Source organism: Priestia sp. D51 (assembly GCF_053345675.1).
Window position 1 is genome coordinate 76,003 of the sequence record NZ_JBLTIR010000006.1, and the last position, 23,902, is coordinate 99,904.

General features: G+C 35.8%; 25 protein-coding genes and 1 pseudogene. 11 read left to right on the forward strand and 15 right to left on the reverse strand.

The genetic code is table 11. The features are described from left to right. Positions 1-394: 394 nt before the first annotated feature. Both dhaK and ACNHOZ_RS21960 read right to left on the reverse strand, forming a co-directional pair. Complete coding sequence (gene dhaK, locus ACNHOZ_RS21955; RefSeq protein ID WP_447697287.1) at positions 395-2,158, reverse strand: dihydroxyacetone kinase subunit DhaK; 1,764 nt, start codon at positions 2,156-2,158, stop codon at positions 395-397. 1 nt (position 2,159) lies between these two features. Next, positions 2,160-3,293, reverse strand: a complete 1,134-nt coding sequence (locus ACNHOZ_RS21960) for a glycerol dehydrogenase (RefSeq protein WP_048018682.1) — start codon at positions 3,291-3,293, stop codon at positions 2,160-2,162. A 311-nt stretch (positions 3,294-3,604) separates the two neighbouring features. Here ACNHOZ_RS21960 and ACNHOZ_RS21965 point away from each other — a divergent pair, with 311 nt between their 5' ends. Further along, entirely contained in the window at positions 3,605-4,648 is a 1,044-nt protein-coding gene (locus ACNHOZ_RS21965) for a PocR ligand-binding domain-containing protein (RefSeq protein WP_155404440.1), read from the forward strand. 139 nt (positions 4,649-4,787) lie between these two features. Here the strand turns inward: ACNHOZ_RS21965 and ACNHOZ_RS21970 are convergent, their stop codons facing one another. Beyond that, positions 4,788-5,594, reverse strand: a complete 807-nt coding sequence (locus tag ACNHOZ_RS21970; protein WP_255900333.1) for a carbon-nitrogen family hydrolase — start codon at positions 5,592-5,594, stop codon at positions 4,788-4,790. A gap of 11 nt (positions 5,595-5,605) precedes the next feature. Further along, positions 5,606-6,265 (reverse strand): MBL fold metallo-hydrolase, encoded by a 660-nt coding sequence (locus ACNHOZ_RS21975; RefSeq protein WP_048018680.1) that lies wholly within the window; start codon positions 6,263-6,265, stop codon positions 5,606-5,608. Between the two features lie 102 nt (positions 6,266-6,367). On the opposite strand from ACNHOZ_RS21975, the gene ACNHOZ_RS21980 reads away from it, so the two are divergent. The 3 genes from ACNHOZ_RS21980 (at position 6,368) to ACNHOZ_RS21990 (ending at position 8,548) form a co-directional block, all read left to right on the forward strand. Next, positions 6,368-6,745: a winged helix-turn-helix transcriptional regulator gene (locus ACNHOZ_RS21980; protein WP_047751227.1), complete on the forward strand. Its 378-nt coding sequence runs from the start codon at positions 6,368-6,370 to the stop codon at positions 6,743-6,745. Positions 6,746-7,006: 261 nt separating this feature from the next. Continuing rightward, the gene (locus ACNHOZ_RS21985; RefSeq protein ID WP_048018679.1) at positions 7,007-7,936 is read left to right on the forward strand and encodes a DMT family transporter; all 930 of its coding nucleotides are present in this window, start codon (positions 7,007-7,009) and stop codon (positions 7,934-7,936) included. Positions 7,937-7,987: 51 nt separating this feature from the next. Continuing rightward, complete coding sequence (locus ACNHOZ_RS21990) at positions 7,988-8,548, forward strand: cysteine dioxygenase (protein ID WP_048018678.1); 561 nt, start codon at positions 7,988-7,990, stop codon at positions 8,546-8,548. A gap of 197 nt (positions 8,549-8,745) precedes the next feature. Here the strand turns inward: ACNHOZ_RS21990 and ACNHOZ_RS21995 are convergent, their stop codons facing one another. Together ACNHOZ_RS21995 and ACNHOZ_RS22000 are read right to left on the reverse strand one after the other, a co-directional pair. Further along, positions 8,746-9,180: an ArsI/CadI family heavy metal resistance metalloenzyme gene (locus ACNHOZ_RS21995; protein WP_033578632.1), complete on the reverse strand. Its 435-nt coding sequence runs from the start codon at positions 9,178-9,180 to the stop codon at positions 8,746-8,748. A 50-nt stretch (positions 9,181-9,230) separates the two neighbouring features. Next, positions 9,231-9,560 carry an ArsR/SmtB family transcription factor gene (locus ACNHOZ_RS22000; protein WP_033578631.1) on the reverse strand — a complete coding sequence of 110 codons (330 nt, stop codon included), beginning with the start codon at positions 9,558-9,560 and terminating at the stop codon, positions 9,231-9,233. A 404-nt stretch (positions 9,561-9,964) separates the two neighbouring features. Between ACNHOZ_RS22000 and ACNHOZ_RS22005 the strand changes: the two genes are divergently transcribed. Genes ACNHOZ_RS22005 through arsC form a run of 3 tightly spaced genes read left to right on the forward strand, consistent with a single transcriptional unit; the run spans position 9,965 to position 12,076 of the window. After that, entirely contained in the window at positions 9,965-10,312 is a 348-nt protein-coding gene (locus tag ACNHOZ_RS22005) for an ArsR/SmtB family transcription factor (RefSeq protein WP_014460639.1), read from the forward strand. An 18-nt stretch (positions 10,313-10,330) separates the two neighbouring features. Beyond that, positions 10,331-11,629 (forward strand): arsenical efflux pump membrane protein ArsB, encoded by a 1,299-nt coding sequence (locus tag ACNHOZ_RS22010; protein WP_048018676.1) that lies wholly within the window; start codon positions 10,331-10,333, stop codon positions 11,627-11,629. Between the two features lie 24 nt (positions 11,630-11,653). Then, positions 11,654-12,076 carry an arsenate reductase (thioredoxin) gene (arsC, locus tag ACNHOZ_RS22015; RefSeq protein WP_048018675.1) on the forward strand — a complete coding sequence of 141 codons (423 nt, stop codon included), beginning with the start codon at positions 11,654-11,656 and terminating at the stop codon, positions 12,074-12,076. 125 nt (positions 12,077-12,201) lie between these two features. On the opposite strand, the gene ACNHOZ_RS22020 is transcribed toward arsC, so the two are convergent. Next, positions 12,202-12,435: a DUF1565 domain-containing protein gene (locus ACNHOZ_RS22020; protein WP_048018674.1), complete on the reverse strand. Its 234-nt coding sequence runs from the start codon at positions 12,433-12,435 to the stop codon at positions 12,202-12,204. Positions 12,436-12,589: 154 nt separating this feature from the next. Between ACNHOZ_RS22020 and speG the strand changes: the two genes are divergently transcribed. Next, positions 12,590-13,114 carry a spermidine N1-acetyltransferase gene (gene speG, locus ACNHOZ_RS22025; protein ID WP_048018673.1) on the forward strand — a complete coding sequence of 175 codons (525 nt, stop codon included), beginning with the start codon at positions 12,590-12,592 and terminating at the stop codon, positions 13,112-13,114. Between the two features lie 198 nt (positions 13,115-13,312). On the opposite strand, the pseudogene ACNHOZ_RS22030 reads toward speG, so the two are convergent. The 5 genes and pseudogenes from ACNHOZ_RS22030 to ACNHOZ_RS22050 form a co-directional block, all read right to left on the reverse strand. Then, a pseudogene (locus ACNHOZ_RS22030) lies at positions 13,313-13,495 on the reverse strand (stress protein); the annotation flags it as partial. Between the two features lie 25 nt (positions 13,496-13,520). Beyond that, a complete protein-coding gene (locus ACNHOZ_RS22035; RefSeq protein ID WP_048018672.1) occupies positions 13,521-14,282 on the reverse strand; it encodes a class I SAM-dependent methyltransferase in 762 nt (253 codons plus the stop codon). 224 nt (positions 14,283-14,506) lie between these two features. Next, a complete protein-coding gene (locus ACNHOZ_RS22040; RefSeq protein ID WP_034264905.1) occupies positions 14,507-15,325 on the reverse strand; it encodes a mechanosensitive ion channel family protein in 819 nt (272 codons plus the stop codon). Between the two features lie 176 nt (positions 15,326-15,501). Then, the gene (locus ACNHOZ_RS22045; RefSeq protein ID WP_255900312.1) at positions 15,502-16,530 is read right to left on the reverse strand and encodes a serine hydrolase domain-containing protein; all 1,029 of its coding nucleotides are present in this window, start codon (positions 16,528-16,530) and stop codon (positions 15,502-15,504) included. 86 nt (positions 16,531-16,616) lie between these two features. Further along, complete coding sequence (locus tag ACNHOZ_RS22050; protein ID WP_048018670.1) at positions 16,617-17,186, reverse strand: MarR family winged helix-turn-helix transcriptional regulator; 570 nt, start codon at positions 17,184-17,186, stop codon at positions 16,617-16,619. Between the two features lie 243 nt (positions 17,187-17,429). Here ACNHOZ_RS22050 and lgt point away from each other — a divergent pair, with 243 nt between their 5' ends. The 3 genes from lgt (at position 17,430) to ACNHOZ_RS22065 (ending at position 20,968) form a co-directional block, all read left to right on the forward strand. Then, positions 17,430-18,245 (forward strand): prolipoprotein diacylglyceryl transferase, encoded by an 816-nt coding sequence (gene lgt, locus ACNHOZ_RS22055; RefSeq protein ID WP_447697288.1) that lies wholly within the window; start codon positions 17,430-17,432, stop codon positions 18,243-18,245. A 245-nt stretch (positions 18,246-18,490) separates the two neighbouring features. After that, positions 18,491-19,537, forward strand: coding sequence for a YeiH family protein (locus ACNHOZ_RS22060; protein ID WP_048018668.1), 1,047 nt, complete (start codon positions 18,491-18,493; stop codon positions 19,535-19,537). Between the two features lie 471 nt (positions 19,538-20,008). After that, the gene (locus tag ACNHOZ_RS22065; protein WP_034264917.1) at positions 20,009-20,968 is read left to right on the forward strand and encodes an aldolase catalytic domain-containing protein; all 960 of its coding nucleotides are present in this window, start codon (positions 20,009-20,011) and stop codon (positions 20,966-20,968) included. A 147-nt stretch (positions 20,969-21,115) separates the two neighbouring features. On the opposite strand, the gene ACNHOZ_RS22070 is transcribed toward ACNHOZ_RS22065, so the two are convergent. The 3 genes from ACNHOZ_RS22070 to ACNHOZ_RS22080 all read right to left on the reverse strand — a co-directional run bounded on the left by ACNHOZ_RS22070 (position 21,116) and on the right by ACNHOZ_RS22080 (position 23,811). Then, positions 21,116-21,451 carry a L,D-transpeptidase gene (locus ACNHOZ_RS22070; RefSeq protein WP_013056432.1) on the reverse strand — a complete coding sequence of 112 codons (336 nt, stop codon included), beginning with the start codon at positions 21,449-21,451 and terminating at the stop codon, positions 21,116-21,118. 74 nt (positions 21,452-21,525) lie between these two features. Next, positions 21,526-22,788 carry a glycosyl hydrolase family 18 protein gene (locus tag ACNHOZ_RS22075; RefSeq protein ID WP_048018667.1) on the reverse strand — a complete coding sequence of 421 codons (1,263 nt, stop codon included), beginning with the start codon at positions 22,786-22,788 and terminating at the stop codon, positions 21,526-21,528. Positions 22,789-23,379: 591 nt separating this feature from the next. Next, entirely contained in the window at positions 23,380-23,811 is a 432-nt protein-coding gene (locus tag ACNHOZ_RS22080; protein WP_033578618.1) for an ATP-binding protein, read from the reverse strand. Positions 23,812-23,902 lie beyond the last annotated feature (91 nt).

Genomic DNA, 23,902 nt, shown 5'->3' on the forward strand with positions numbered 1-23,902 from the left:
TGTAAAGGAGAAAGTTTTGTACAAACCAGCCAAAGAAATATCTTTTTTGTAAAAAGTAGGTTTATGCTTTTAATATTTATAGTTATTGAAATTTTAATTTATAAAATAATCCTTATTATAGGAACAAAAAACAATTCATTCTCTTGTATACATTATTCCGGGAGACATGCTAAAAACGAGCCCTTGATAATCAAGGGCTCGTTCACTTTATGTTTTTCTTTTTTATCCTTGAAATACTATTGGTTATTGTGCATTTTTACTACATCTAAATTAAACTCGGTTGCAAAAACTTGTTGTTGTGCCCCATAAAAAAATCCCCCTCCAAATATAGTGTAACCCTCACTCTCAAAGAGTAATTTCTTTACACTATACTTAGAGGAGATAATACCAAATTTTACTGTTTTTCTTGCATTACTTGAGCTACTTCAGTAAAAATTACACCTAATCCATGTGCACCTGCGTCCGGATAACCAAGACTTCTTTCTCCAACCGTACCAGCACGTCCCATACGTGCAACAATCTGTTCAGTTGATTTTGCTCCTTCAACAGCAGCTTCTGCTGCTTTGACAAGCGCATGTTTCAAGCTTTCACCTTCAGCAGCACTTGACGTTAACGTATCTGCATAAGGTACTAAAGCATCGATTAAAGTTTTATCTCCTACAACAGCTCCACGTCCAAAAGAACGTTCTCCTGTTGCTTGAATGCCTTTTACAGACGCTTGGATCATTTCAGCAAATTCTGTTAAAGTCAGTTCGGTTTTAGATTCGGTGTTCTTTCCAGCCGCACGAAATGCTGATCCCCAAATAGGACCTGATGCCCCGCCACAATGCTCCATGATAACGATGGAACAAGCCTCTAAGAAGTTGCCAATATCATTTGATTTATTTTCTAGAATTTCGTGCCATTCAGCTTTCAACTGTTTGAACCCTTTAGCAACACTCATACCAAAGTCTCCGTCACCAGCATGGGAATCTAATTCACAAAACGGTATTTCATTTCTAATAATACATTCACTCATTTGGTCTACCATAAAAATAATATTATTCAACGTCAATCGATTTTCCATTACTACGGAATATTCTTTGTTGGTTTGCACCTCATAAGACACTTTCGGGGCCTCTACGCTACCGATGATTTCATCATAAGTGACAGCTGGTACTTCACCTTTGATTTTTAACGCAGGAGTATCGCACTCTTCAGATAGGAGACTCTTTAAGTTTTCATCTAATTTCATAATCGAAATAGAAGCACCGGCCATATCAATGGCTGTCATATAGTTTCCGACAAACGTTCTTGCAATCGTTACTTTTCTACGTGACAATTCACGAATGACAGAATGATTTAATAAATACAGTTCTTGAAGAGGTGTGCTTCCAAATCCATTAATTAGGACAGCCACTTCTCCTTTTCCATCTTCTATCCCTATTTCTTTTAATAATGCCGTTACCATGCGCTCTGCAAGTTCGTCTGCTGAAATAATTTTTTCACGACGGATACCAGGTTCTCCATGAATGCCAACGCCAAATTCCATCTCATCTTCTGCAATCTCGAAAGTAGGAGTTCCTTTAGCGGGAACTGTACAAGAAGTTAATCCAATACCAATGCTTTTAACATTCGCAATAGCGCTTTCTGCTGCCTCTTTCACTTTTGATAGATCATATCCGCGTTCTGCTGCAGCACCTGCTATTTTATGGACAAGAACAGTACCAGCCACTCCACGTCTTCCAACTGTATATAAACTGTCCTGTACAGCGATATCATCATCTACTTTTACATAATCCACTTGAATTCCATCTTCTTCAGCTAGATAAGCAGCATTCTTGAAATTCATCATGTCACCACTGTAGTTCTTAATCACGAGTAAAGTTCCCTTATCGCTAGCAGTTTCTTTAATGGCTTGATAAATCTGTATTTGAGAAGGTGAGGCAAATACATCACCACAAACTGCTGCATCTAACATACCCTTCCCGACATACCCAGCGTGAGCAGGTTCATGTCCACTGCCGCCCCCGCTAATTATGCTTACTTTATTTTTGTTAATTTGTTCTTTTTTAATGATTTTATATTTTTCAATTAAACTCAGTTCCGGATGTGCTAGAACCATCCCTTTACACATCTCAAGTACGACATCTTCTGGTTTATTAATAATTTTTTTCATCTTATATCAACCTCTTCTTATAATCATTTCCAATTTGATCTGCTGCAAGGATAGCTGCAGCTACTGACTCTGGAGTAACAGGGAATGGCATAGAATAAATAGATTCCTCTGGAATACAAGCTTTGTTAGCTACTTCCATTAACTCTTCTTGTGTAATTTGTTCTACTCCAATATCAGCAAGACAAACTGGGAGTCCTACTGCTAAACAGAAATCTAACACTTCTTCTATTTCCTCAGTTGGCGCATTTTCCAATACCAATTGTGCTAATGTACCAAAAGCTACTTTTTCACCGTGGAAGTAGTGGTGCGCACTTTCTAAAAGAGTAAGCCCATCATGAATGGCATGTGCTCCAGCTAATCCACCACTTTCAAACCCTAATCCTGATAATAAGATATTGGCTTCAATAATGTTTTCTAAGGCTGGAGTAACAACATTATGATCGCTTGCTGCTTTTGCTTTAACCCCGTCCTCTAATAGAGTGTTGTAGCAATGTTCTGCTAAAACTAGCGCTGCATTTGTACCTTTTGCTGGTGCACATAAGTCCTCACGCACTCCACAAGGTAATCCAGCATTTACATTAGAGAAAGAACGTGCTGTTGCTCTTGCTTCGAAATAAGTAGATAACGCATCCCCCATACCAGATACTAAGAATCTAGTAGGTGCATTAGCAATGACTGTTGTATCAATTAATACAACACTTGGGCTTTGCTTAAAGTATGCGTAATCATCAAAAGCACCCTCTGGTGTATAGATAACTGCGGAATGACTTGTAGGTGCATCCGTAGCAGCAATTGTTGGGACGATAATTAACCCTTCTCCCTCTGCTACACATTTTGCCGTATCAATTGCCTTACCGCCACCTAAACCAATTGTACAATCACAGTTGTTTTCTTTTGCTATTTCCTGCAATCTAGAAATTTCTGGTCTGGAGCACTCGCCATTGAATCCGCCTTCAAAAAATGTAATACCATATTTTTCTGCTGTTGCATCTAATTTGCCTTGTACACGTTTAATATCTTCAGGATGTGCTATTAAAAGTGCAGAGGTACCAAATGTTTTCACAAAATAACCTAAATTTAAAATCTCATCTTCACCTTGAATGTATTTTGAAGGACTAATAAATGCTTTTCTCATAAATAAAACCTCCTAATTAACTTTGTAATCCCTTACAATCGGAATTTTACTATCTTTTGTGTAAGATTACATTAGTCTTAAATGACGAGTTTTTACAACTTTTTATCGTATTTTTTTGCTCTCTTCATTTAATATGGTATTATTATGACATTATTTTAGGTGAAAATACTACCAAGTTCACGTTGAAAAGAGGTTACCTTTATCGCTGAACACTCTTTTATTTTACAAACTCAGGAATAAAATAAAGGTATTCTCAAGTAGGTAATACAAACTACCACACGGGAAGTAGAAGCAAGGGAGATAAAACATCATTGAAAACTACTTACATGAATTTAGATAAAATACTAGATTTAAAGAAATGGCGAAATCTTCAAGATTCACTTGCGCTTGTTACAAAATTAGCGATTGTTACGGTTAACTATAAAGGAGTGCCCATTTCTCAACACAGTGGTGTACGTCCATTTTGTGAGACTATGCGTAAAAATCCTGATACGGCAAAACTTTGTGAAAAGTGCGATGCGCGGGGAGGATTAGAGGCAGTTAGAACCAATGCTCCTTATATCTATTTATGCCACTGGAATATTGTCGATATTGCCATTCCCATTATAATTGATGATAAATATGTAGGCGCTATCATGGCGGGAGAAGTAAAAATTGAGGATGGTGACAAACATCCTCAATTGGAACAAATGCTTACTGTTCCATCAAAGGGATTTGAACAGAAGTTAAATAATAATGAAGAAATACAGCGTCTATATGATTCTATTCCTACTCTATCCTATACAGAAATTAACGAAGCTACTCAAATGTTATATAGGCTTTGTAACTACATTGTAGAGGAAGCTATGAATAAAAATTTGATTTTAGAAGTATATGAAAAGATGGCTCCAGTAAAAGAAGACGTTTCTACTGAAGATATTTCTTACGGTTATTCTCTAGATAATATTCAAAATATAAAAAAGGAATTAGCCAACACAGTTACTAATGCTTATGTAAAAACGTCTATTAACGATCACTTAGTTTGTAAAAACAAAGTATTACAGCCAGCCTTTGACTACATTTATAAACATAAAAGAGAAAAAATATCTCAGCAAAAGATGGCTGATTTATGTCACATTAGCACAGGTTATTTCAGCCGTGTATTTACCAAAGAAACGGGTATGAATTTTTCTGTTTTTATTTCGCTCAAAAAAATAGAGTGGTCCAAGCAATTATTAGAAAAAACGGATTTGTCTATTGCACAGATTAGCGATGAATTAGGTTTTAATGACCCTGGATATTACATCAAGACATTTAAAAAATATGAAAACATAACTCCTAACGTCTATCGGAAATATTATCAAGAAAAGATGTAAAGTTTTCATTCCTGACGTAAGAAACATATAACTTTTCCATACTGATACTAGTATTCTGAAAAAGGGTGCTTTTCAGTATGGAAAAGCAATGAGACACAGTCATGTGCTGGCCTTTACGCTATAAATAATATATAAATATTTATTCCGCATGCTTATAAACATTGGGTCTCAGGCCTTCAAATATTGGGATGTTTTTTTGTTGTTCTGTAACTTTCTGTATATGGATTTCTGCTGTTATGATTTCTTCTTTGTCTCTCCCCTCTTCTATAATGTTTCCATTTGGGTCAATGATCATTGAGTGTCCCGCGTAGGTGTTGCCAGCATGATTTTTATGATTCACTTTTCCCACGCTGTTACATGCAATAACGTATACACCATTTTCTATAGCTCGTGCTTTCAATAGTGTTTTCCAATGGTCTATATTTTTAGTAGTCCATTGTGCAACGTAGAATACAATTTTTGCACCTTGAGAAGCCGGAAAGCGTGTGATTTCTGGAAAACGTAAATCGTAACATATAATTTGACTAGCTTTGATACCGTTAATTTTGAATACTTCCGGTACTTCATCTCCACCTGTTAAATAATGATGTTCATCTAACATCGGCAGGAGATGTATCTTATCTTTTTGGTAGAGTAGCTCCCCTGTTTTTGATACCGCAAAGGCCGTATTATAAATGTTTTTATTCCTTTTATTTGAGACTGAACCTGCAATGATATTCACCTGATGCTCGGTTGCTAAACTTTGGATAAAAGGAAAAGCTCTCTGTAAGTCAATATCAGCTTTTTCTGCTACATTTTCTAAATCATAACCCGTATTCCACATTTCAGGTATTACAACAATTTCCGTATCTATATCCAGCTTTTCTGCAAATAAGGATACAATACGGTTTTCGTTTTGCTTAACTTCTCCTTCTATAATCTCCATTTGAAATAATTGTATTTTCATGTTTTTCCCTCTTATTCATAGATAAATTTATAGACAGAATATAAATCATTATTATATTTGACATCTTCACCATGTGAAGATGAAATTATAGACGGTTTAATTTCATCTATAATTCGTCCACTATTAATGTTTTCGCTCATATCAACTGTGAACTTTCGAATCGGTGGATGTAAGGATTCGGTATTAGAAAAGAATAAGTCTCCAGTTAGCAGCACATTGTCATCTTTATGATGGTATATGACATGTCCCGGGGTATGACCGGGTGTTAGATATACGTCTACGGGTAACGTTTTAATGATATTGTCACTTAAACTTTCAACTTGATGTTCTACGCCTGTTGTTTCTTTTTCTGCCTTGTTTGGATACGGTTTTTCGCCATTGATAAAAGGCGTTTCAATTTCGTGTGCGTAAATAGGAATATTTAAATGATCTTTTAAATACTTGGCACCATTAATGTGATCCAAATGGCCATGTGTCAGCAAGATACTCTTGGGAATACCTAAAGATTTTGCTGCATTCAACTGCGCATATGCATAGTCTTCCATTCCGGTATCGATGAGATAAACATCCTCACCATCCACTATGTACCATGTATTGATCTTAACTCGAATACCAACGACGGTTTCATAAGTGAGTCTATAAACATGTTCAGAGATTTGAACAAATTCCAATTCATACACCTTCTTCTGATTTATTTGATATTATAAGTGTAATCAGAAAAAATAGGAGTAACAAGAAGGCACAAATTTGTTACTCCCCATTGAGGTGAGGAAATGTCAGAGTTTAAAAGCGATCAATACGGCCCTTGTACGTTAACTGTAAAGCAAGCCTGTCCAATTGAATTAGCGATGCACATTATGGGCGGTAAATGGAAAGGCATTATTTTGTCTTTGTTATCAAAGTCACCTATGTATTATAATGCAATGCGCCGTGAAATACCGGGTATTACTCAGCGCATCCTTACACTCCAGCTTCGCGATATGGAAAAAGACGGATTAATAGAAAGAGAAGAAACAAACGATAACCCTAAAAGAGTTTTATATTATTTAACAGAGCTTGGAGAAAGTTTTATCCCAATACTTAAATCTTTAGAGAAATGGGGCAATGCTTATATAAGCAAGCAGGAAGAAGGAATAAAAGAGTCTCAATAATTAAGGAGAGTTGGCATTTTTATTTTTGGTAACAGACTCTTTAGAATTTAGCCTATACATGGCTATAAACTCCCAAATTTAGTTTTCTATACATAAACATCTATAGCTATTTTAATGAAGATTAAGAAATAGTGATAACGATACAAATACTAAAGTTTCTACTATTTTTTTAGAATGGCATGATTTTTTTCATTTTCCTTTCGAAAAGGCATATGTTAGTTAATAAAAGATACCTTTATTGTTGAAAGGAAAATTGATCCTATGATTGCGTCAAAGGTTAAATTTGCTGCCTCGTTCTATGCAGTAATGTCTATTAGTTTTTGGGGAATTTCCTTTGTCTCTACCAAAGCGGTTTTAGATAAACTAGATCCATACACACTCCTTGTTCTTCGTTTTGGAATTGGGGCACTTTTTTTATTGGTATTATTAGTGCTAAAGAGATATCCATTAAACATTCCGCTCAAGTATATTCCTCATTTGATTGTGTTAGGTATCCTTGGAGTATTCATTCATCAAGTTATTCAGGCAACAGCACTTCTCACAATAAATGCTTCTGCAGCAGGATGGATTATTTCGTTTTCTCCTGTATTTACGGTCATTCTCTCCGTATTTTTTTTGCATGAAAAGATGACGTTATTAAAAGCATCAGGGATTATTGTAGCTATTATTGGCGTTCTACTGGTGACCACTTCTAGCAATCAGCATTCACTTCAGCTTCCGGTTAATATCGGTTACCTGTTAATGATTTTAAGTACATTAAACTGGGCAATCTATTCTGTCCTATTAAAAAAGCTGGATATCCAACTTCCCTCTCTTGTTGTTACGTTTTATATGTGTTTAATAGGGTTTACTCTAACAACTCCTTTTCTCGTAAGAAATAAAGGATGGGAGACCATGCCTTTTTTAACGAGCGTAGAGTGGGCTCATTTATTATTTCTCGGTGTATTCGTTTCAGGTGTTGCCTATTGGTACTGGGCAAAGGCATTAGAGGTTTTAGAGGCGTCCCAGGTATCTGTGTTCCTTTATTTAGAACCAGTAGCGACATTGATAACAGCTGTTTTACTGTTACGGGAAAAGATTATTCCCGTCAGTATATTAGGAGGAGTCATAATTATAGTGGGAGTAATTGTAGCTAATGGAAGACTACTAACTTTTTTAAGGTATTTGCCATGGAGAAACAAAAAATTGTAGCTATGCAGAAAACCCAAAAATTTGTGCTGCTCATAAGGAGGTAATGCGTGTATGAGCTTAATTGAACAGGTAAAGCATATTTTAGATAACTTGGACTCCCCTACCAAATTGGAACTGAGAGAAGCACTTTTGGCTTTAGATATAAACTTTAATGATTTAAAACCACTATTGCAGTCAGCAAAAGACAAGCCATACTATAGAAAGCTTCTCTATCAAAATGACGAAGTGGAATTACTTGTTATGAATTGGTCAGCAATAGAGTGTGCTCCTCACGATCACGGTCATTCGCATGGATGGATTCAAGTAGTAAATGGTACAACTATAAATACGGTTTACGAAGTTAAAGAAAACCAAATGCCAGAAGAGCTGTTTTCTCAGCATCAGGGAAAAGGTAAGCTTTTTTTTGCTCCCAAGAAAGGTGTGCACAAGATGAAGAGTGCTGAAGGCGCGGGTCTAGTTACTCTTCATCTCTACTCTCCCCCAATCAAGGAGATGATGGTTTATGATTTCAAAACATGCGCTGCTTGCATTGTATCTGATGATTGTGGAGCGTGGTGGCCAGATCATCTTCGTCAAAAGGTAAGAGAGATTCAATTAAAGAAGAAAGAATGATATTTGTTGACCCTTGGAATGTTTCTCATACAGAAACAAAATAACTGTTTAGTCGAGTTAAAGGACGTACATCACGAGATTTTCTCGCTTAGAGTTACTGTCTCAACAAGAAAACTCCGCTAAACATAATCGATTTTATGTTAAATAAAAAAGACAGAAAGAGTCTACTTCTTCCTGTCTTTTTTGTCATTTAAGCATCAGCAACATGAGTTGCTTGCAGGTGACTTTTCATTCACTCCAACGCTATCCTCAGTCTTATGAACCTCACTATCAGATTTCGTATAAAAAAACTCCCACTCGTTTCCGTCAGGATCTGTTACCCAGAATTTATCTTGTACAGCGTAGCAGCAGGTCGTATCTATTTCTTCACGAGCAAAGAACCCCTCTTTTTCTAGTCGTGATTTATGAGAATGAATCTCCTCAGGAGTTTCTACTTGGAAGCCGAAATGATTCACTTGATTACCTTTTACATCGTCACGTACGTTCAAGGTGAAATTTAATCCGGGTTCATCTAACAAGAATTTAGCATAATCTATTTTCGTTTTCACAGGTTGAACGCCAAATACCTTTTGATAAAACTTAATGGACGCCTCTAGATTCGTTACATTAATTCCTACATGAACATATTTCATTTACACTTCCTCCTTCGCATGCTAAATAATATTGTTTGGAATGTAGTAAATTAAGAGCATGGGCCGCTTTTACTTGTATCTTTTCTAAACAAGCAGCATAGTTCTTCTGATAAGAGGTGGTTCACCTCTTTATCATTTAAATCATAATAACTCCATGTCCCTTTTGTTTCTTTTGTGATGAGGTTTGCTTCTAATAAAATCTTTAAGTGGTAGGAAAGTTTAGATTGAGACATCCCAAAGAATTCAGTTAGATCACATACGCATGTCTGTCCTCGCTGGCAGAGCTCATACATAATTTCTAATCTCTTTTGATCAGCAAGAGCTTTAAATTTTTGTTCGTACTGTTTAAATGGGTGCTTTCCTTCCTTGACTGTTTCCATTGTCATTCTCCTTCATCAATTTTTTTTGATTTAAAGTTCGAAGCTCTCGGAAGCTTTTTTAAAGTTACTGTATGTAGTTTCCCCTCTTAACATAGGATCTTGATGAAAAAAACGCTGAAAGATTAGACTTTGTGCTTCCTTATAGTTCATCCCTTGAGTGTTCATAACTAAATGAAAATAGGCTCGAAAGTACGTAACCGATAAGTTTCCAGAGTTGTTGACTCTCACTGCTTTTCCCCTCACTTTTATAAATCAATTTTTTTTGATGTATTCATCATATCTGGAAATTTTAGATAAATCAAGACATTAATCAATTTTTTTTGTTTAATAGTAGTGTATATTTTTGTTGAATGTATAATAAAATACTTATATAATTATATTTGGAAATAAGGAGGTGAGTTGGATTGGATGTAAAAGTACAAATAGAAATGGAGAAAGCAGCACAGATACTGAAGCTGCTTGGCGATAAGACAAGATTATCTATGATGAAACTGCTCCAAAATAACGAGTGCTGTGTTTGTGAGCTAGTTGAAATTTATAAAGCAAGTCAACCGGCTATTAGCCAACACTTGCGTAAATTAAGAGATATCGAACTTGTAAAGGAAAGACGACAAGGGCATTGGATTTTCTATTCATTAAATAAAGAAAACGGCTATTATCAGTTTGTCCTTAATATACTTGAATCTTTACCAAGCGAAGATGGACGATTAAAAGAACTAGAAAAGCAAGGATTACGCATTAGTTGTTGCTAATAGTAGGAGGTTTGTAAAGTGGTATCAGTTATAGTAGCCTCCCTCACCTTCTTAGTGACATTGATTTTTGTCATTTGGCAGCCAAAGAACTTGTCTATTGGTTGGTCAGCGTGTGGAGGCGCAGTAATAGCTCTTTTAGCAGGTGTGGTTGATTTCCATGACGTGCTGGATGTAACTCAAATTGTATGGAACGCAACGTTAACGTTTATTGCAGTTATTATTATTTCTTTAATTTTAGATGAAATTGGATTTTTTGAGTGGGCAGCGTTACATATGGCACGAGTTGCAGGAGGTAATGGCGTTCGCATGTTTGTATATGTATCCCTCCTAGGAGCTGTAGTAGCCGCATTATTCGCTAATGATGGGGCAGCCTTAATTCTAACACCTATCGTACTTGCTATGGTGCGAGCACTTAAATTTGAAGATAAAATGGTCTTTCCTTTTATTATCGCCAGTGGATTCATTGCGGATACAACATCATTACCTCTTGTGGTAAGTAACTTGGTCAATATTGTATCAGCGGATTTCTTTGGGATTCGCTTTTCTGAATTTGCCTCACGCATGATTGTGCCAGATTTATTTTCACTTTTGGCAAGTATTGCTGTCTTGTATTTGTATTTTCGCAAAAGCATCCCTAAGAAATACAATCTAGATGATTTACAGAAACCGGTTGAGGCCATCAAAGATGAGAAAATGTTTCGTTTATCAGGAATTGTTTTATTCATTTTAGTTCTGGGTTACTTTATTGGTGAGTTTTTCGATATTCCCGTTTCTATTATTGCAGGAATTATCGCCATTTTATTCTTGGGAATAGCAAGAAAAAGCCCGGCTGTTCACACGAGAAAAGTGTTAGCAGGAGCTCCGTGGGCGATTGTTTTCTTTTCGATTGGTATGTATGTTGTTGTGTATGGATTACGCAATGTGGGGCTAACTGAAGTACTAGCAAGCCTTATTCAAACAACCGCTGATCAAGGATTATTTGCAGCAACCATTGGTATGGGATTTATTGCAGCCATTCTCTCATCGATTATGAACAACATGCCAACCGTGATGATTGATGCTTTGGCCATTGATGCAACTTCTGCAACAGGTACGATTAAAGAAGCTCTGATTTATGCAAATGTCATTGGTTCGGATCTAGGACCAAAGATTACACCTATTGGCTCTCTAGCGACGCTCTTATGGCTTCATGTTCTCTCGACAAAAGGAGTTAAGATTTCTTGGGGAACTTATTTTAAAACAGGTATTATCTTAACCATCCCAACATTATTTATTACACTTGTTGGTTTATATATTTGGTTATCAATTATTTCTTAACACATCATAAAGGAGATTTTACACATGTCTAAAAAAACACTTTATTTCTTATGTACAGGTAACTCTTGCCGTAGCCAAATGGCTGAAGGATGGGCAAAAAAAAATCTAAATAACGATGAATGGGATGTACGCAGTGCAGGATTAGAAGCTCATGGATTAAATCCTAACGCTGTAAAAGCAATGAAAGAAGCTGGTGTTGATATTTCAAACCAAACATCTGATATTATTGATCCTGAAATTTTAAATAATGCGGATTTAGTGGTTACATTATGTGGCCATGCAGCTGATCATTGCCCCGTAACACCTCCTCATGTGAAGCGTGAACACTGGGGATTTGATGATCCTGCAAAAGCAGAAGGAACAGATGAAGAGAAATGGGCGTTCTTTCAACGTGTCCGTGATGAAATTGGTAAGCGTATTCAGCGTTTTGCCGAAACAGGTAAATAATTAATCAAGAAGCAGTCTATTTGTGTAGACTGCTTTATTTTTTCTCCACTAATAAGGGGCTTTTCACTTTTATAGTTCATGAAAATAATAGGCTCTTGTTTAGTACCTGAACGGCTAATAATTAATTATTCGTAATAAATACCACCTCTGATGTAAACCGTAGTTCCGGGTTGAGCTGCTTCACTTGCCTTCCTTAATGTTCTAAAAGGTTTGCTTTTAGTACCTAAGTTTTTGTCGTTCCCTGTATGAGAAACGTAGATCTCATGATGTATAGGTTCTACTGAAAGCTGATTAGCTGCCTCAACCCTTTGGTTTATACAACACAGTAAAATAAGAAAAATACCAGCTGCTTTTTTCATAAGATACTCCTTAAAGTTAATGAATTTCACTTATGGCTCTTTTAATAAATATGTAAAACATCGCACTATGTCTTGTTATTTTTTAAAACTATAGCAACTTTTACATTTAAAACGGAAAGTGCTAAAGTAATGCTAGAATATGGAGGTTTGAGAAATGAATAAGGAACTTAAGTTACGTCCTTTAGAAAGAGAAGATTTAAAATTTGTTCATGAACTCAATAATGATGCTAATATTATGTCTTATTGGTTTGAAGAGCCTTATGAAGCTTTTGTAGAGCTACAGGACTTATATGATAAACATATTCACGATCAAGGTGAGCGTCGGTTCATACTAGAAAAGGACGGGGATATGCTTGGATTAGTGGAATTGGTTGAAATTGATTATATTCATCGTAGAGCAGAGTTTCAAATTATCATTGACCCTACATATCAAGGTCATGGTTACGCCATGATTGCCACAAATCTAGCAATGAATTATGCCTTTTCGGTATTGAATATGCATAAACTTTACTTAATTGTAGACAAGGAAAACGAAAAAGCAATTCATATCTATAAGAAGGTCGGTTTTTCTATTGAAGGTGAGTTAAAAGATGAATTTTTTGTCGATGGAAGCTATCATAACGCTATAAGAATGTGTATGTTTCAAAAAGAATATTTACAAACCAAAAATAAAAACTAAGGTTGAATTAGTATAAGCTTCCTGCTCAGACGCAACAGGAGCTTTTCTCTTTTTAAGCTGTAGATGATATACAAATTTCTATTCTGCATGCTTATAAACATCCGGTCTCAGGTTTTCAAATATTGAAAAGAGCCATTACCATGACGGTAAAGGCTCTTCATATGCTCTTCCCTGATGGGAGTCTTATGTTATCTTTAGTTAAGGTCTATGAAAATTGACTGTTTTCTCGTCATCTCCTGTGCGTTCAAACCAACCTCTAAAGGCCCAGTTATCATAACCTCCATCACCTTCATTAATAAATGTTCCTTCTTCAAATATCCAGACTCCATACGTAATACCATCATAATCTACGGTATCGCCTAATTGGAAAAAGTTGAGGTAGCTTATTCAACATGATAATCAACTATTATTTAATAGATTTAGTCGCAATATAACAAGGCATATATTCAGTGATTTTCCCCTTGTGATGATGATCTTCATAAAGGTCTTGTAAGGTGAATCCAGCTTTTAGCTGTCCGCCAATTTGAGTTTCTAATGAATGGCTAAACTGTACACCGCCATTTTTTATAAGTTCTTCATCATTTTCTACGGTGTTTTTCGTTCTATCATAAGGTGATTTATTAACCACTTGTAACGCTTCCTCATCTTCTCCAAATAAATAAAGAGCAGGATTTGCAAAGCCAGATAGCAGAACGCCACCTTTTTTTAGAACTCTAAAACATTCTTGCCAAACGTGTACAACATCTTGAATATAGCAGTTTGATACAGGGTTAAAAATCATATCGAACGTCTCATCTTCAAATGGAAATGTCTTACTCATATCCCCTTTAACTAAGTCAATAGAATAGCCTTCTCTAGTGGACACCATTTTTTCTAATTCTAATTGCTTATCAGAGTAGTCAAAAACCGTAACTTCCGCATGTTGCGCTGCAAAGACTGGGCACTGCTGTCCTCCTCCGCTAGCAAGTCCCAATATTTTCGCTTTTTTAAATGGAATAAACCAGTTATGCGGAACAGGCTTACAAGGTGTTAAGTAGATATCAAAATTACCTTGAGTTGCATCTACAAAATCTTGATGATTAATGGCTAATGACCATTCTCCTCCAGCTGAAGCCCATTCATCCCACATTTCGGAGTTGATTTTTGTATAATTAGATTTTTGCGTCATAGTTAATCCCCCTTTACCTTTTTACGTACTTTGTTTAATTTTACCATGTTACTAGAAGAATTTAGATGTACTAATTAATTTGTTCTGTTTCAGATAATTAATCTTTACTGGAGAAGTACTTAATAGATATTTTTTAAAATAAAAAACACCCTTTTGAAAAATCAAAAGGGTGTTTGTATCTTAAATATAAAAGCTTGTATATAAACAAGGTACGAGTTTTATTTTTAATGGCTTGTCTCGAAGCTTTCAGCCATCATAAGGTCATTTTTATAGGCAGCCATTGCGAGTTCATATCGCACCTTTTGGCTCGCTTCTACAAAATCAGCTTCCTTCACAAGTCCTGATAATGAATATTGGTGACCTTTAAAACCTACGTTCAGTTCAGTAATTTGATTGAATTGAAAGCTCTCTATAGGAATTCCATTCACATCTTTTAACAAATATTGACCATATTTCTCGTTACATGTTTGTGCTACCTGCTCCATTACTTTGAAGGCATCGTCCGGGTTTTGCCTATAGTTGAGAATAAGACTTTCATTTACCCGGCGTCTTCCTCGGGTTCCGTTCTGAAGTTCCGTAATGTTGCTATATGAGACGGTATAGAGGTAGCCGTCATATTGACGAATCTTTAAGTAGCGCATCGTAATTTCTTCTATTTTCCCTTGACGGTTTCCGTTGAGAATAACATAATCTCCGTGGTGGATCTGGCGTTCAAACAAGTAAGTCAGTCCCATTATATAATCACGGATGATATGCTGGAGGATTATTGCCAGGGCACTGGCTAACACTACCGAACTAGTGAGAATCTTTCCGAAGTCAAAGAAATGGCTAAGCACATAAATAAAGAAAAAAGCCAGCCCCAATACTCTTGTGACCTGATTAGAAAAGTGCATGAGCGTCTCTTCTCGTTTTTCATCTAAAAAGCTCGTTTTATCAAAGAAAAGCTTAATGAATTTGCGAATAAAATAAACGATAAGTACAATCAGCAGCCCTACTGTTAAAACCTTTACGGGAAACTGCTGGAAAAATTCAGTGAAAACCAACTTACCCACTCCTTATTTCTAACACTATACCAAAAAAATGTACGGAAAGACAAAAATCTTCGGTTCCTTACAAACCTTAATGATAATAGCACGGTTTCCTCAAAAAAAGAAGCATATTCTATGCTTCTTGAAGGTCGGTCATATTCGGCGACAGTCTTTCAAATTGTCTTCCATCCTTATATATCTTTTGAATTTTGGAGGCTTTCTAATAAAGACATTCCTATATGTTCATCCTTATTTCTACTTAGTCTATAATTAGCTAAAACGACGGAAGCAACTTTCTTTTCTTTATCAATCCCTAAAAATGAGCTGAAGCATCCTGTTCCACCGCCGTGCAATATCACATTATTGTTTTTCTTTAAAAGCAACCATCCAAGACCCATATCAAACTTCTTTGTTCCATTGGCGTATTTTTTATGACAAAAAGACAGATATGGTTTATCTTCATCCATATTTATTTTTGCGTATTTAAGTAAATCATCAGCGGTTGAGGATACTGCGCCCGCAGGTGATATAAAATTCCCCTTGTCCCACTGCCAGTTGCCACAATCATTATTTTTGCGGTCATAGCCATGTAGATTATTGTTTGAAGCGCCTAAACAAGTATCCTTTAGTCCAAGCTCATTAAGAAGAAAGTCATTCATAGTATCCCAATACCCCTTCCCCGATATCATTCCCAACACGTATCCAATAAGGGATATACCGAAATTGGAATACTTCCATGAATAATCTACTTCTTTTAATTTACTTTTTTCGATCAGCATCTTCATTTTGTTAAAATCCATATGTAACGGATTATTTTTATTCAAATCACTTCCGCCAAAAATCAAATTAAAAATTATTTTAAAATATTCCCGTTTATTTAAAGGTAAGCTTCCTGAATATCCAGAAGAGTGAGTAGCGAGGCGGAGCAATGTAGGATAATACGTGTCTTCCTTAAGTTCTTTTATGTACTTTCGTATAGAATCGTTTAGTGTCAACTTGTTTTCAGATATGTATTTTGATAGCAGCGATATAGTAAAAGTCTTAGTAATAGAACCAATTTCATAATGGTATTTTTTGGATGATTCAATTTCACCGCTTTCATTATAAATTTTGGTAACATATTGGTTGTCCGTTAAATAGCCAACGGTTAATTTCAAATTCTTTTTTCCTCTACAGGTCTTGTTAATTAATCGTACTGTTTCATCACTGATTTCAAACATAATGAGTGCTCTCCCTTATCCTTTATTTCGAAAATCATTAAAAGGATCGATATGCTTCAAAGTAAAGTAGCCTATCAAATTTATTTTTATAAGTTCTTTTTTATATTATCAATTGCTTGAACTCTTCGACTTTCAAGCTCCCTTATCACTCTCAACTGTAATTCATTGTGATCTTCATCCATTTTGATGTTGCCTTCTTCTTCAAATCCATCATGTTCTTCCCCGTCAAAGCTATAAAGTTTCTTTAAAAGCTTCCACATTATTTCCAACTCTTCGGTTGAAAACTTTTTAAAAAGGTCTTCCAAAAAGAAAATTCCTTTTTCTGAAACAACAAGCAGCGCCTCTTTTCCCTCTTTTGTGATTTTCACGTTAACTGCACGTTTATCTTTACTGCTAGGAACCACGTCAACATACCCCTTCTTTTCCATAATGGTAATTAACTGCTTGACGCTTTGTTTTGTGGTTCCTAATTTTCTAGCAATATTATTTAACGTTGTTTCATCTTCAGGTAAATGAGCAATTGCCACCATCGCCATATGCTGTCTTGATGTTAAGAGTTCAAGAGACTGATCTCCTTTCACCTGGACTTTATTTGCCAGAGAAAATAAGGTAGCGTAAGTTTGCTGCATTAAAAAAAGCTCTCTATAAATATCCATATCCACCCTCCATTTTAGACAATATATTGTCTAAAATGATAGTGTATTTTGATAATTAAGTCAATATACTGCTTATTTTAATTTTGACTATTCTGTTACACTAAAGTAGGCAAAGAAATAGTGGCCGTTCGTAAGCAAAAGTTGTCCTTTCTATATCTAATTAGATATACTAAAAAGGCACTCTAATTTAATATCACTCTAAAAAAATGTAAGAAAACCGATATGAAGTAAAGGAGAAAAAACATGAACCAACACACACAACCTTTAAACCCTATCGCCTTCCACCTTGGTCCACTTGAGGTCCATTGGTATGGAATTATTATAGGGATAGGAGCTTTTTTAGGCTTTTTGTTAGCCTCGAAAGAAGGAAAGAAACGAGGTATCTCTTCAGAAACCATCTCTGATTTACTTCTGCTAGCACTACCCATTGCTATCGTTACTGCTCGAATTTACTACGTACTTTTTGAATGGAGTTACTATAAAGACCACCCAGGCGAAATTATAGCAATTTGGCATGGAGGCATAGCTATTCACGGTGGAATTATTGGATCTGTATTAACAGCTATATGGTTTTGCAGAAAAAAGAATCTTTCTTTTTGGAAAATGGCTGATGTTTTAGCTCCTAGCTTATTATTAGGCCAAGCTATTGGCCGGTGGGGAAACTTTATGAATCAAGAAGCACATGGCGGACCTGTTACACGTCAGTTTTTAGAAACTTTACATTTACCTGATTTTATTGTTAATCAAATGTATATCAATGGAACTTATTATCATCCTACATTCCTTTATGAATCCCTTTGGAACATAATAGGTGTTCTTGTCTTGATCGTACTAAGAAAATCTTTGTTAAAAAGAGGCGAAGTCTTTCTTACTTACCTACTATGGTATTCGATAGGACGATTTTTTATAGAGGGATTGCGTACAGATAGCTTAATGCTAACTTCTCATATCGGAATAGCTCAGCTCGTTTCTTTCCTTTGCGTGCTAGGCAGTTTGATCGTGCTATGGTATAGACGTAAAAAAGGCTTAGCAACTAGTAAGACTGTATCTCTCTCATAAGCACATATGTTTTTGTATGAATGATTTTTTAAAGAATTAAAGGATAAAAACATACAAAAGGAGCAAATTGATTTTCAGTAACTCTGAAGATCAACTTGCTCTTTTTTTGTTTCGTTTATTAATATTTTTAATCTTAATAATGATTTATCTATATTTTACTAATAATAAAATGTCTTTTATAGTTAAATTATACACTTCTTGTGTGAAGCCGTGCTTGATAAGAATTCATATTGGAGATGAAATGTATGATAAATATAAATAAAGCCCAAAAGCGGACTGTATTCTTACGAACAAATGCCCGGACGTCATCTAATGTTTCTTTATGGGCCGGAGGAATTGCTTTTACTTTTCTTTTTGCTTTACTTGCTTATGGATTAGCGAAAGTCCCGGGATTTAATCATATCGGTCCACTAGCCTGTTCAATTATAATGGCAGTAATCTATCGTCAAATTTGGGGATACCCCGAAAAAATAAGGTTTGGAATTGAGTTCTCTTGTAAAAAGCTGTTACGTTATGCGATTGTTTTATATGGACTAAAACTTAATATTGATGTTGTTATTCATCAAGGGCTAGGAATGCTACTTCGCGATGTGGGAACGGCTGTATTTGCGATTGTTTTAACAATTCTTCTAGCCAAATGGATGAAGGCTGATCGTGGTTTATCTCTTCTTTTAGGAATAGGAACAGGAATATGCGGTGCGGCAGCTATTGCAGCTGTTTCTCCGATTGTAAAAGCAAAAGAAGAAGATACAGCTATCGGAGCTGGTGTTATCGCTTTAGTGGGAACTCTATTTGCAATTGGATATACCATTTTAAGACCTTATATACATTTAACAAATATACAATATGGAATTTGGTCAGGCGTTGGCCTCCATGAAATTGCCCATGTAGCTCTAGCTGCAGCACCAGCTGGACGCGACGCCCTAGCTATTGGCCTGTTGGCTAAGTTAGGCAGAGTGCTTTTACTTGTGCCATTAAGCTTTATCTTAATGTACTGGATGAAGCGAACAGGAAAAATGGAAAAGGATACGAAGATTGAATTTCCTTGGTTTTTAATAGGTTTTATCATCATGAGTATTTTTGGAAGTTATGTCGTAGGCAAGCACCTTATCATACCTAAAACGATTATGAATGATATTTCAACTCTAACCACGTTTCTTTTAACAATGGCTATGGTCGGCTTAGGGTTAAATGTAAGTATGAAGGCTCTTCGAACAAAAGCATTAAAGCCGTTGATTGCGATGTTTATTACCTCTATACTCTTATCATTTCTTACGTTTTGGACGATGTAAAGACCAGTAAATTAAAATGATTAAGTAACAGCTAATACTTCGTATACAACTGTTAATGTGAAAAAGTCTTTTATTTCTCAGGTTTTAAATATCTTTCCAAATTTATGGATTAATTATAGAGAAATCTAAACCTATACTAGATACTAATGGCAGTTCCTCTCCTTAATAAACGGTTTCAATTAAAAAACACCCTTTATTGCAGTAAGTAGTGATGTAATAAAGGGTGTGTTTGTATATACTAGGGGTTGTAGTGCTGAACTTGGTGTTGTTTTAAGAGCATCAAGCGGATGAAAAGATAAAGCATCTTCTACCCATGGAATACAGTAAAGCATAGACACATTTAGAAAATACATTGACGCCTTTGAATCAGTCATGGTATAAACACAATAGGAGAGTTTAGTGCTTAAAAGCATAAAAGCGATAAAGTTTAAAAAAATACATAAATAGACGACATAGGAGGAAATAAATACCATGGAACATAATAGCAAAATTATAGACTGTACCATTCGTGACGGAGGTTTAATTAATAATTGGGATTTTAGCGTTGAATTTGTGCAAGACTTATATAACGGCCTAAGCGCAGCCGGCGTTGAATATATGGAGATCGGTTATAAAAATTCACCTAAGCTTCTTCAAGCAACTGAGCCCAACCCATGGAGATTTCTTGACGATAACTTTCTCAAAGAAATTATTCCTGAGAAAAAGTTCACGAAGCTATCTGCTTTAGTAGATATCGGGCGTGTAGATCCGAATGACATCCTGCCGCGTGAACAAAGTATGTTAGATATGATTCGAGTGGCATGCTATATTCGCGAAGTAGATAAAGGCTTAGAGCTTATAAAAATGTTCCACGATTTAGGCTATGAGACTTCACTTAACATTATGGCACTATCTAGCGTACCGGAAAATCAGCTTATTGAAGCATTTGAAATGGTAAAGAAAAGCCCCGTAGATGTTGTGTATATTGTTGACTCCTTTGGAAGCCTAGACCCTGCCGATATCGAGCATCAAGTGAAAAAGTTCCAAGCCATGATTCCTAGCAAGCAGCTTGGGATCCATACGCATAACAACATGCAACTAGCTTTTGCTAATACATTAACTGCGATGCGTAATGGCGTTACATTCCTTGATTCATCTGTTTATGGTATGGGCCGTGCAGCTGGTAACTGTAACACAGAGCTGCTTGTTAGTTACATACCAAAACCAAGCTATGAGATGAAGCCGATTCTTGGCGTAATTGAAAAGCATATGCTTGAAATGCGTCAAAAGTGGGAATGGGGCTATATCATTCCTTACATGATTTCTGGTGTGCTGAATGAACATCCACGTGTTGCTATGGCTTACCGTGATAGCGAGGATCGTGACAAATTCGTAGATTTTTATGACAAAGTAACGTCTCCAGAAGTTACTACGTCTCCAGCATCAAAATAAGTTAAAATGCTAAAAGTACCTCTGTTAATCGGGGTACTTTTTTGTTTTCGTACAAAAAGCCCATGATTGTATAGCATATCCTTAAACTTTGATACCCTCGATCTCGACAATTAACTAAATGTAAACAGTCGTGCTCTTCTTAAACTATTATTTATGTATATAAACCGGCGTTCCAATAGGAACTGCAGAGGAAAGTTCTAGAATATCTTCATTATCCATTCTGACACATCCATGTGACATATCTCTGCCAATAGAAGCTGGATCATTAGTCCCGTGTATTCCATATGTAGGCTTTGACAGTCCCATCCATAAGGGGCCAAATACAGCTGGAGGGGTCGTATCTTTATTAATGATTTTAAATTTTCCAGTTGGAGTTGGAGTAATCATTTTCCCTACAGCAATAGGATATGTCTTTACTAATTTAGCTCCATCATATAGTTTTAATTGATGCTGCTTTATTGAGACATCTATCCTTTTTGCCATAGAAGAACCCCCCACCCTCTTATAATTTACTATACATGAAATTTTCTGGATTGATCCATAATGACTACTGCTATTTATACCGTTCTAATAGTGAAAAATTTCTTTAAAAGCCAAGGCCCTGGCGTAAATCCAAGTGTTAATTGCCAAGCTCCTATTGCTTGCAAGCCGAATTGACGAACTAACACCATTTTTTCACTCATGCTTCTTACATCTTCAAACCATACTTCATGCATCTGCCCCGCTTGATCTTTATATCGAAAAAATGGGGATTTATACTCCTTAGAATATTGGATGGGCGACTGATATCTCATCGCTGTTTTAATCGCATTTTGATTTGATATAGCGGGTGCTACTGTCCCAGGCCTGTAAGGAATTGACCAGTTATATCCATACAACGGGACTCCAATGATAAGTTTTCTTCGAGGAATACTTTTTATCGCGAATTCTATTGTTCTTTGTACTTCAGTAATAGGTGCAACAGGCCCTGGTTCGCTGCCTGCATGATGCCAATCATATGCCATAATGAACATATAGTTAACAACTGCACCTATTCCCCCGTAATCATACCCTTTTAACCAAGGAATATCTTCGCTTGTCTTGGCTGGAACTGCTATGGTCAACACGTACCCTGCAGGTTTTAAACGTTCACCCAACTGACGTAAAAATCCTGTAAAAAGATCTCTATCCTCGGCCTTTACACGTTCAAAATCAATATTCACCCCTCCGTATCCTTTTCTAGATACTAAATAAAAAATATTATTAACAAGATTGTTTCTTGCCTGAGGATTATTTAAAACTTGATGGGCAAGATCAGAACTAAATCCTTCAGAAGTTAGATTAGTAATCGTAACTAACGGTGTAACTCTGTTTTTCCAAGTCGTTTCAATCGCTACTAAATCGTTTAAATTATTTATAATATCTCCATTGCTGCCAAAATGATATTCAAAAATAGAAATGGACGAGGAATAAGTTGCAAAATCAGTAATTAAATTGCGATCTAATTCTGGATTTCGAACAGCATAGTATTGCAGTGTACCTGCAATGTAGTTGGATATATTAGGGATTTTTATTTTCATTCCCACCTGCAAATAATTATAATGAACTGAAGAATTAACCCTTTTTAATTCTTCTAAGGATACATAAGCTTTTTTAGCAATGCTGCTCATTGTATCACCAGGTTGAACTGTGTATACATAAGAAGCTATAAGTAAGGCCTGACCTGGAACAATATTCGTTTCTTCTAACCCATTTACACTTCTAAGCTGTGCAATGGGATAATCATATCTGCTGCTTATTGAAGACAACGTATCACCAGGTTGAACTATATAAACAAACATGTTTTCTCCTCCTATGTACTCTTTATCGAATTATGTTTTATTTCGTGATAAGTTTAAAGAAGCCATTCAATAAATGTATATGAGGATTGTTTGTTTATATAACTGAGTTAAGTAAGGGGTAACTTCTTTACACACTCCCCCTCTATGGCGCCCCTAATACGGGTAGAAATGTTCCAGAAATGATCTCAAAATCTATGTATCATAAATGTATGTTTTTGGTGTACTTGAAACAGGCTGTTTTTTGTCAGATAGGATTATATTAAGAAATAAAAAGAGCAAGCTCTCTATCATGAGAGCTTGCTCCTTCCATTTAAAGATTAAATGGAATTGTTCATAATTTCCCACACCTTTTTCTCATGTTTCTAAGCCTCTTGTGATTACTGCAGAGAAAAATTTTTGTCCTACGGCTAAGAGTTAATAGAGGAGAAGCACATGCTGAAGGCACCAACTCAAGCATGTGAAATATCTTAACCGTATCCCAGAGCAGGATCATCAGGGGATGATATTTTTAGAAGCTATCTCCTATTTAATAAAGGAGTTTTTTGTAAAGAGGAAGTCAGTTCTTTCTTAACCTTTTACCTTGTGTTTCTTTTATTTATTTCTTTTTTTCCATTTTATAACCTCGATGTTAACGCCATGATCTTCTTGAGATGATATGGTGAATTCGTCCATTAATTTTTTTACCCCTGATAAACCAACCCCTAATCCCCCTGACGTTGTATAGCCACTTTCTAGCGCTTGTTGAATATTTTTAATGCCTGGTCCTTTATCTATAGCTATTATTTTGAGTCCTATTTCAAGTTGATTCTCTATTATTTCCATTATAATTTTTCCCGTAGTGGCATATTTATATATATTTCTGGACAATTCTGAAATAGTCGTAATAATTCGGGCTTGATCAAGTGTGCTGAAGCCTAAGCAGTTAGAGAACATCCGTCCTTTCTGACGCGCTTCTACTATATCCACTTCAGTGTGTATCTCAACAGTTAAAGGTTCCTTTCCTTCATCCGATTGAAATAGCATCATTATCACCACTTTCTTTATTTTAATAGGAGAGGAAAAACAATAGGCCAAAAAGAAAGGTTAGATAACCTTTCTTTTTGGCCTATATCTA

Bases quoted from the DNA above. Each gene is read 5' to 3' on its own strand.
- speG (WP_048018673.1), top strand. From the start codon at position 12,590: ATGAATAAGGAACTTAAGTTACGTCCTTTAGAAAGAGAAGATTTAAAA.
- ACNHOZ_RS21985 (WP_048018679.1), top strand. From the start codon at position 7,007: ATGATTGCGTCAAAGGTTAAATTTGCTGCCTCGTTCTATGCAGTAATG.
- ACNHOZ_RS21970 (WP_255900333.1), bottom strand. From the start codon at position 5,594: ATGAAAATACAATTATTTCAAATGGAGATTATAGAAGGAGAAGTTAAG.
- lgt (WP_447697288.1), top strand. From the start codon at position 17,430: ATGAACCAACACACACAACCTTTAAACCCTATCGCCTTCCACCTTGGT.
- dhaK (WP_447697287.1), bottom strand. From the start codon at position 2,158: ATGAAAAAAATTATTAATAAACCAGAAGATGTCGTACTTGAGATGTGT.
- ACNHOZ_RS22080 (WP_033578618.1), bottom strand. From the start codon at position 23,811: ATGCTATTTCAATCGGATGAAGGAAAGGAACCTTTAACTGTTGAGATA.
- ACNHOZ_RS22065 (WP_034264917.1), top strand. From the start codon at position 20,009: ATGGAACATAATAGCAAAATTATAGACTGTACCATTCGTGACGGAGGT.
- ACNHOZ_RS21995 (WP_033578632.1), bottom strand. From the start codon at position 9,180: ATGAAATATGTTCATGTAGGAATTAATGTAACGAATCTAGAGGCGTCC.
- ACNHOZ_RS22045 (WP_255900312.1), bottom strand. From the start codon at position 16,530: ATGTTTGAAATCAGTGATGAAACAGTACGATTAATTAACAAGACCTGT.
- ACNHOZ_RS22060 (WP_048018668.1), top strand. From the start codon at position 18,491: ATGATAAATATAAATAAAGCCCAAAAGCGGACTGTATTCTTACGAACA.
- ACNHOZ_RS22020 (WP_048018674.1), bottom strand. From the start codon at position 12,435: ATGAAAAAAGCAGCTGGTATTTTTCTTATTTTACTGTGTTGTATAAAC.
- ACNHOZ_RS22070 (WP_013056432.1), bottom strand. From the start codon at position 21,451: ATGGCAAAAAGGATAGATGTCTCAATAAAGCAGCATCAATTAAAACTA.
- ACNHOZ_RS22075 (WP_048018667.1), bottom strand. From the start codon at position 22,788: ATGTTTGTTTATATAGTTCAACCTGGTGATACGTTGTCTTCAATAAGC.
- ACNHOZ_RS21980 (WP_047751227.1), top strand. From the start codon at position 6,368: ATGTCAGAGTTTAAAAGCGATCAATACGGCCCTTGTACGTTAACTGTA.
- ACNHOZ_RS21960 (WP_048018682.1), bottom strand. From the start codon at position 3,293: ATGAGAAAAGCATTTATTAGTCCTTCAAAATACATTCAAGGTGAAGAT.
- arsC (WP_048018675.1), top strand. From the start codon at position 11,654: ATGTCTAAAAAAACACTTTATTTCTTATGTACAGGTAACTCTTGCCGT.
- ACNHOZ_RS22000 (WP_033578631.1), bottom strand. From the start codon at position 9,560: ATGGAAACAGTCAAGGAAGGAAAGCACCCATTTAAACAGTACGAACAA.
- ACNHOZ_RS22050 (WP_048018670.1), bottom strand. From the start codon at position 17,186: ATGGATATTTATAGAGAGCTTTTTTTAATGCAGCAAACTTACGCTACC.
- ACNHOZ_RS21990 (WP_048018678.1), top strand. From the start codon at position 7,988: ATGAGCTTAATTGAACAGGTAAAGCATATTTTAGATAACTTGGACTCC.
- ACNHOZ_RS22035 (WP_048018672.1), bottom strand. From the start codon at position 14,282: ATGACGCAAAAATCTAATTATACAAAAATCAACTCCGAAATGTGGGAT.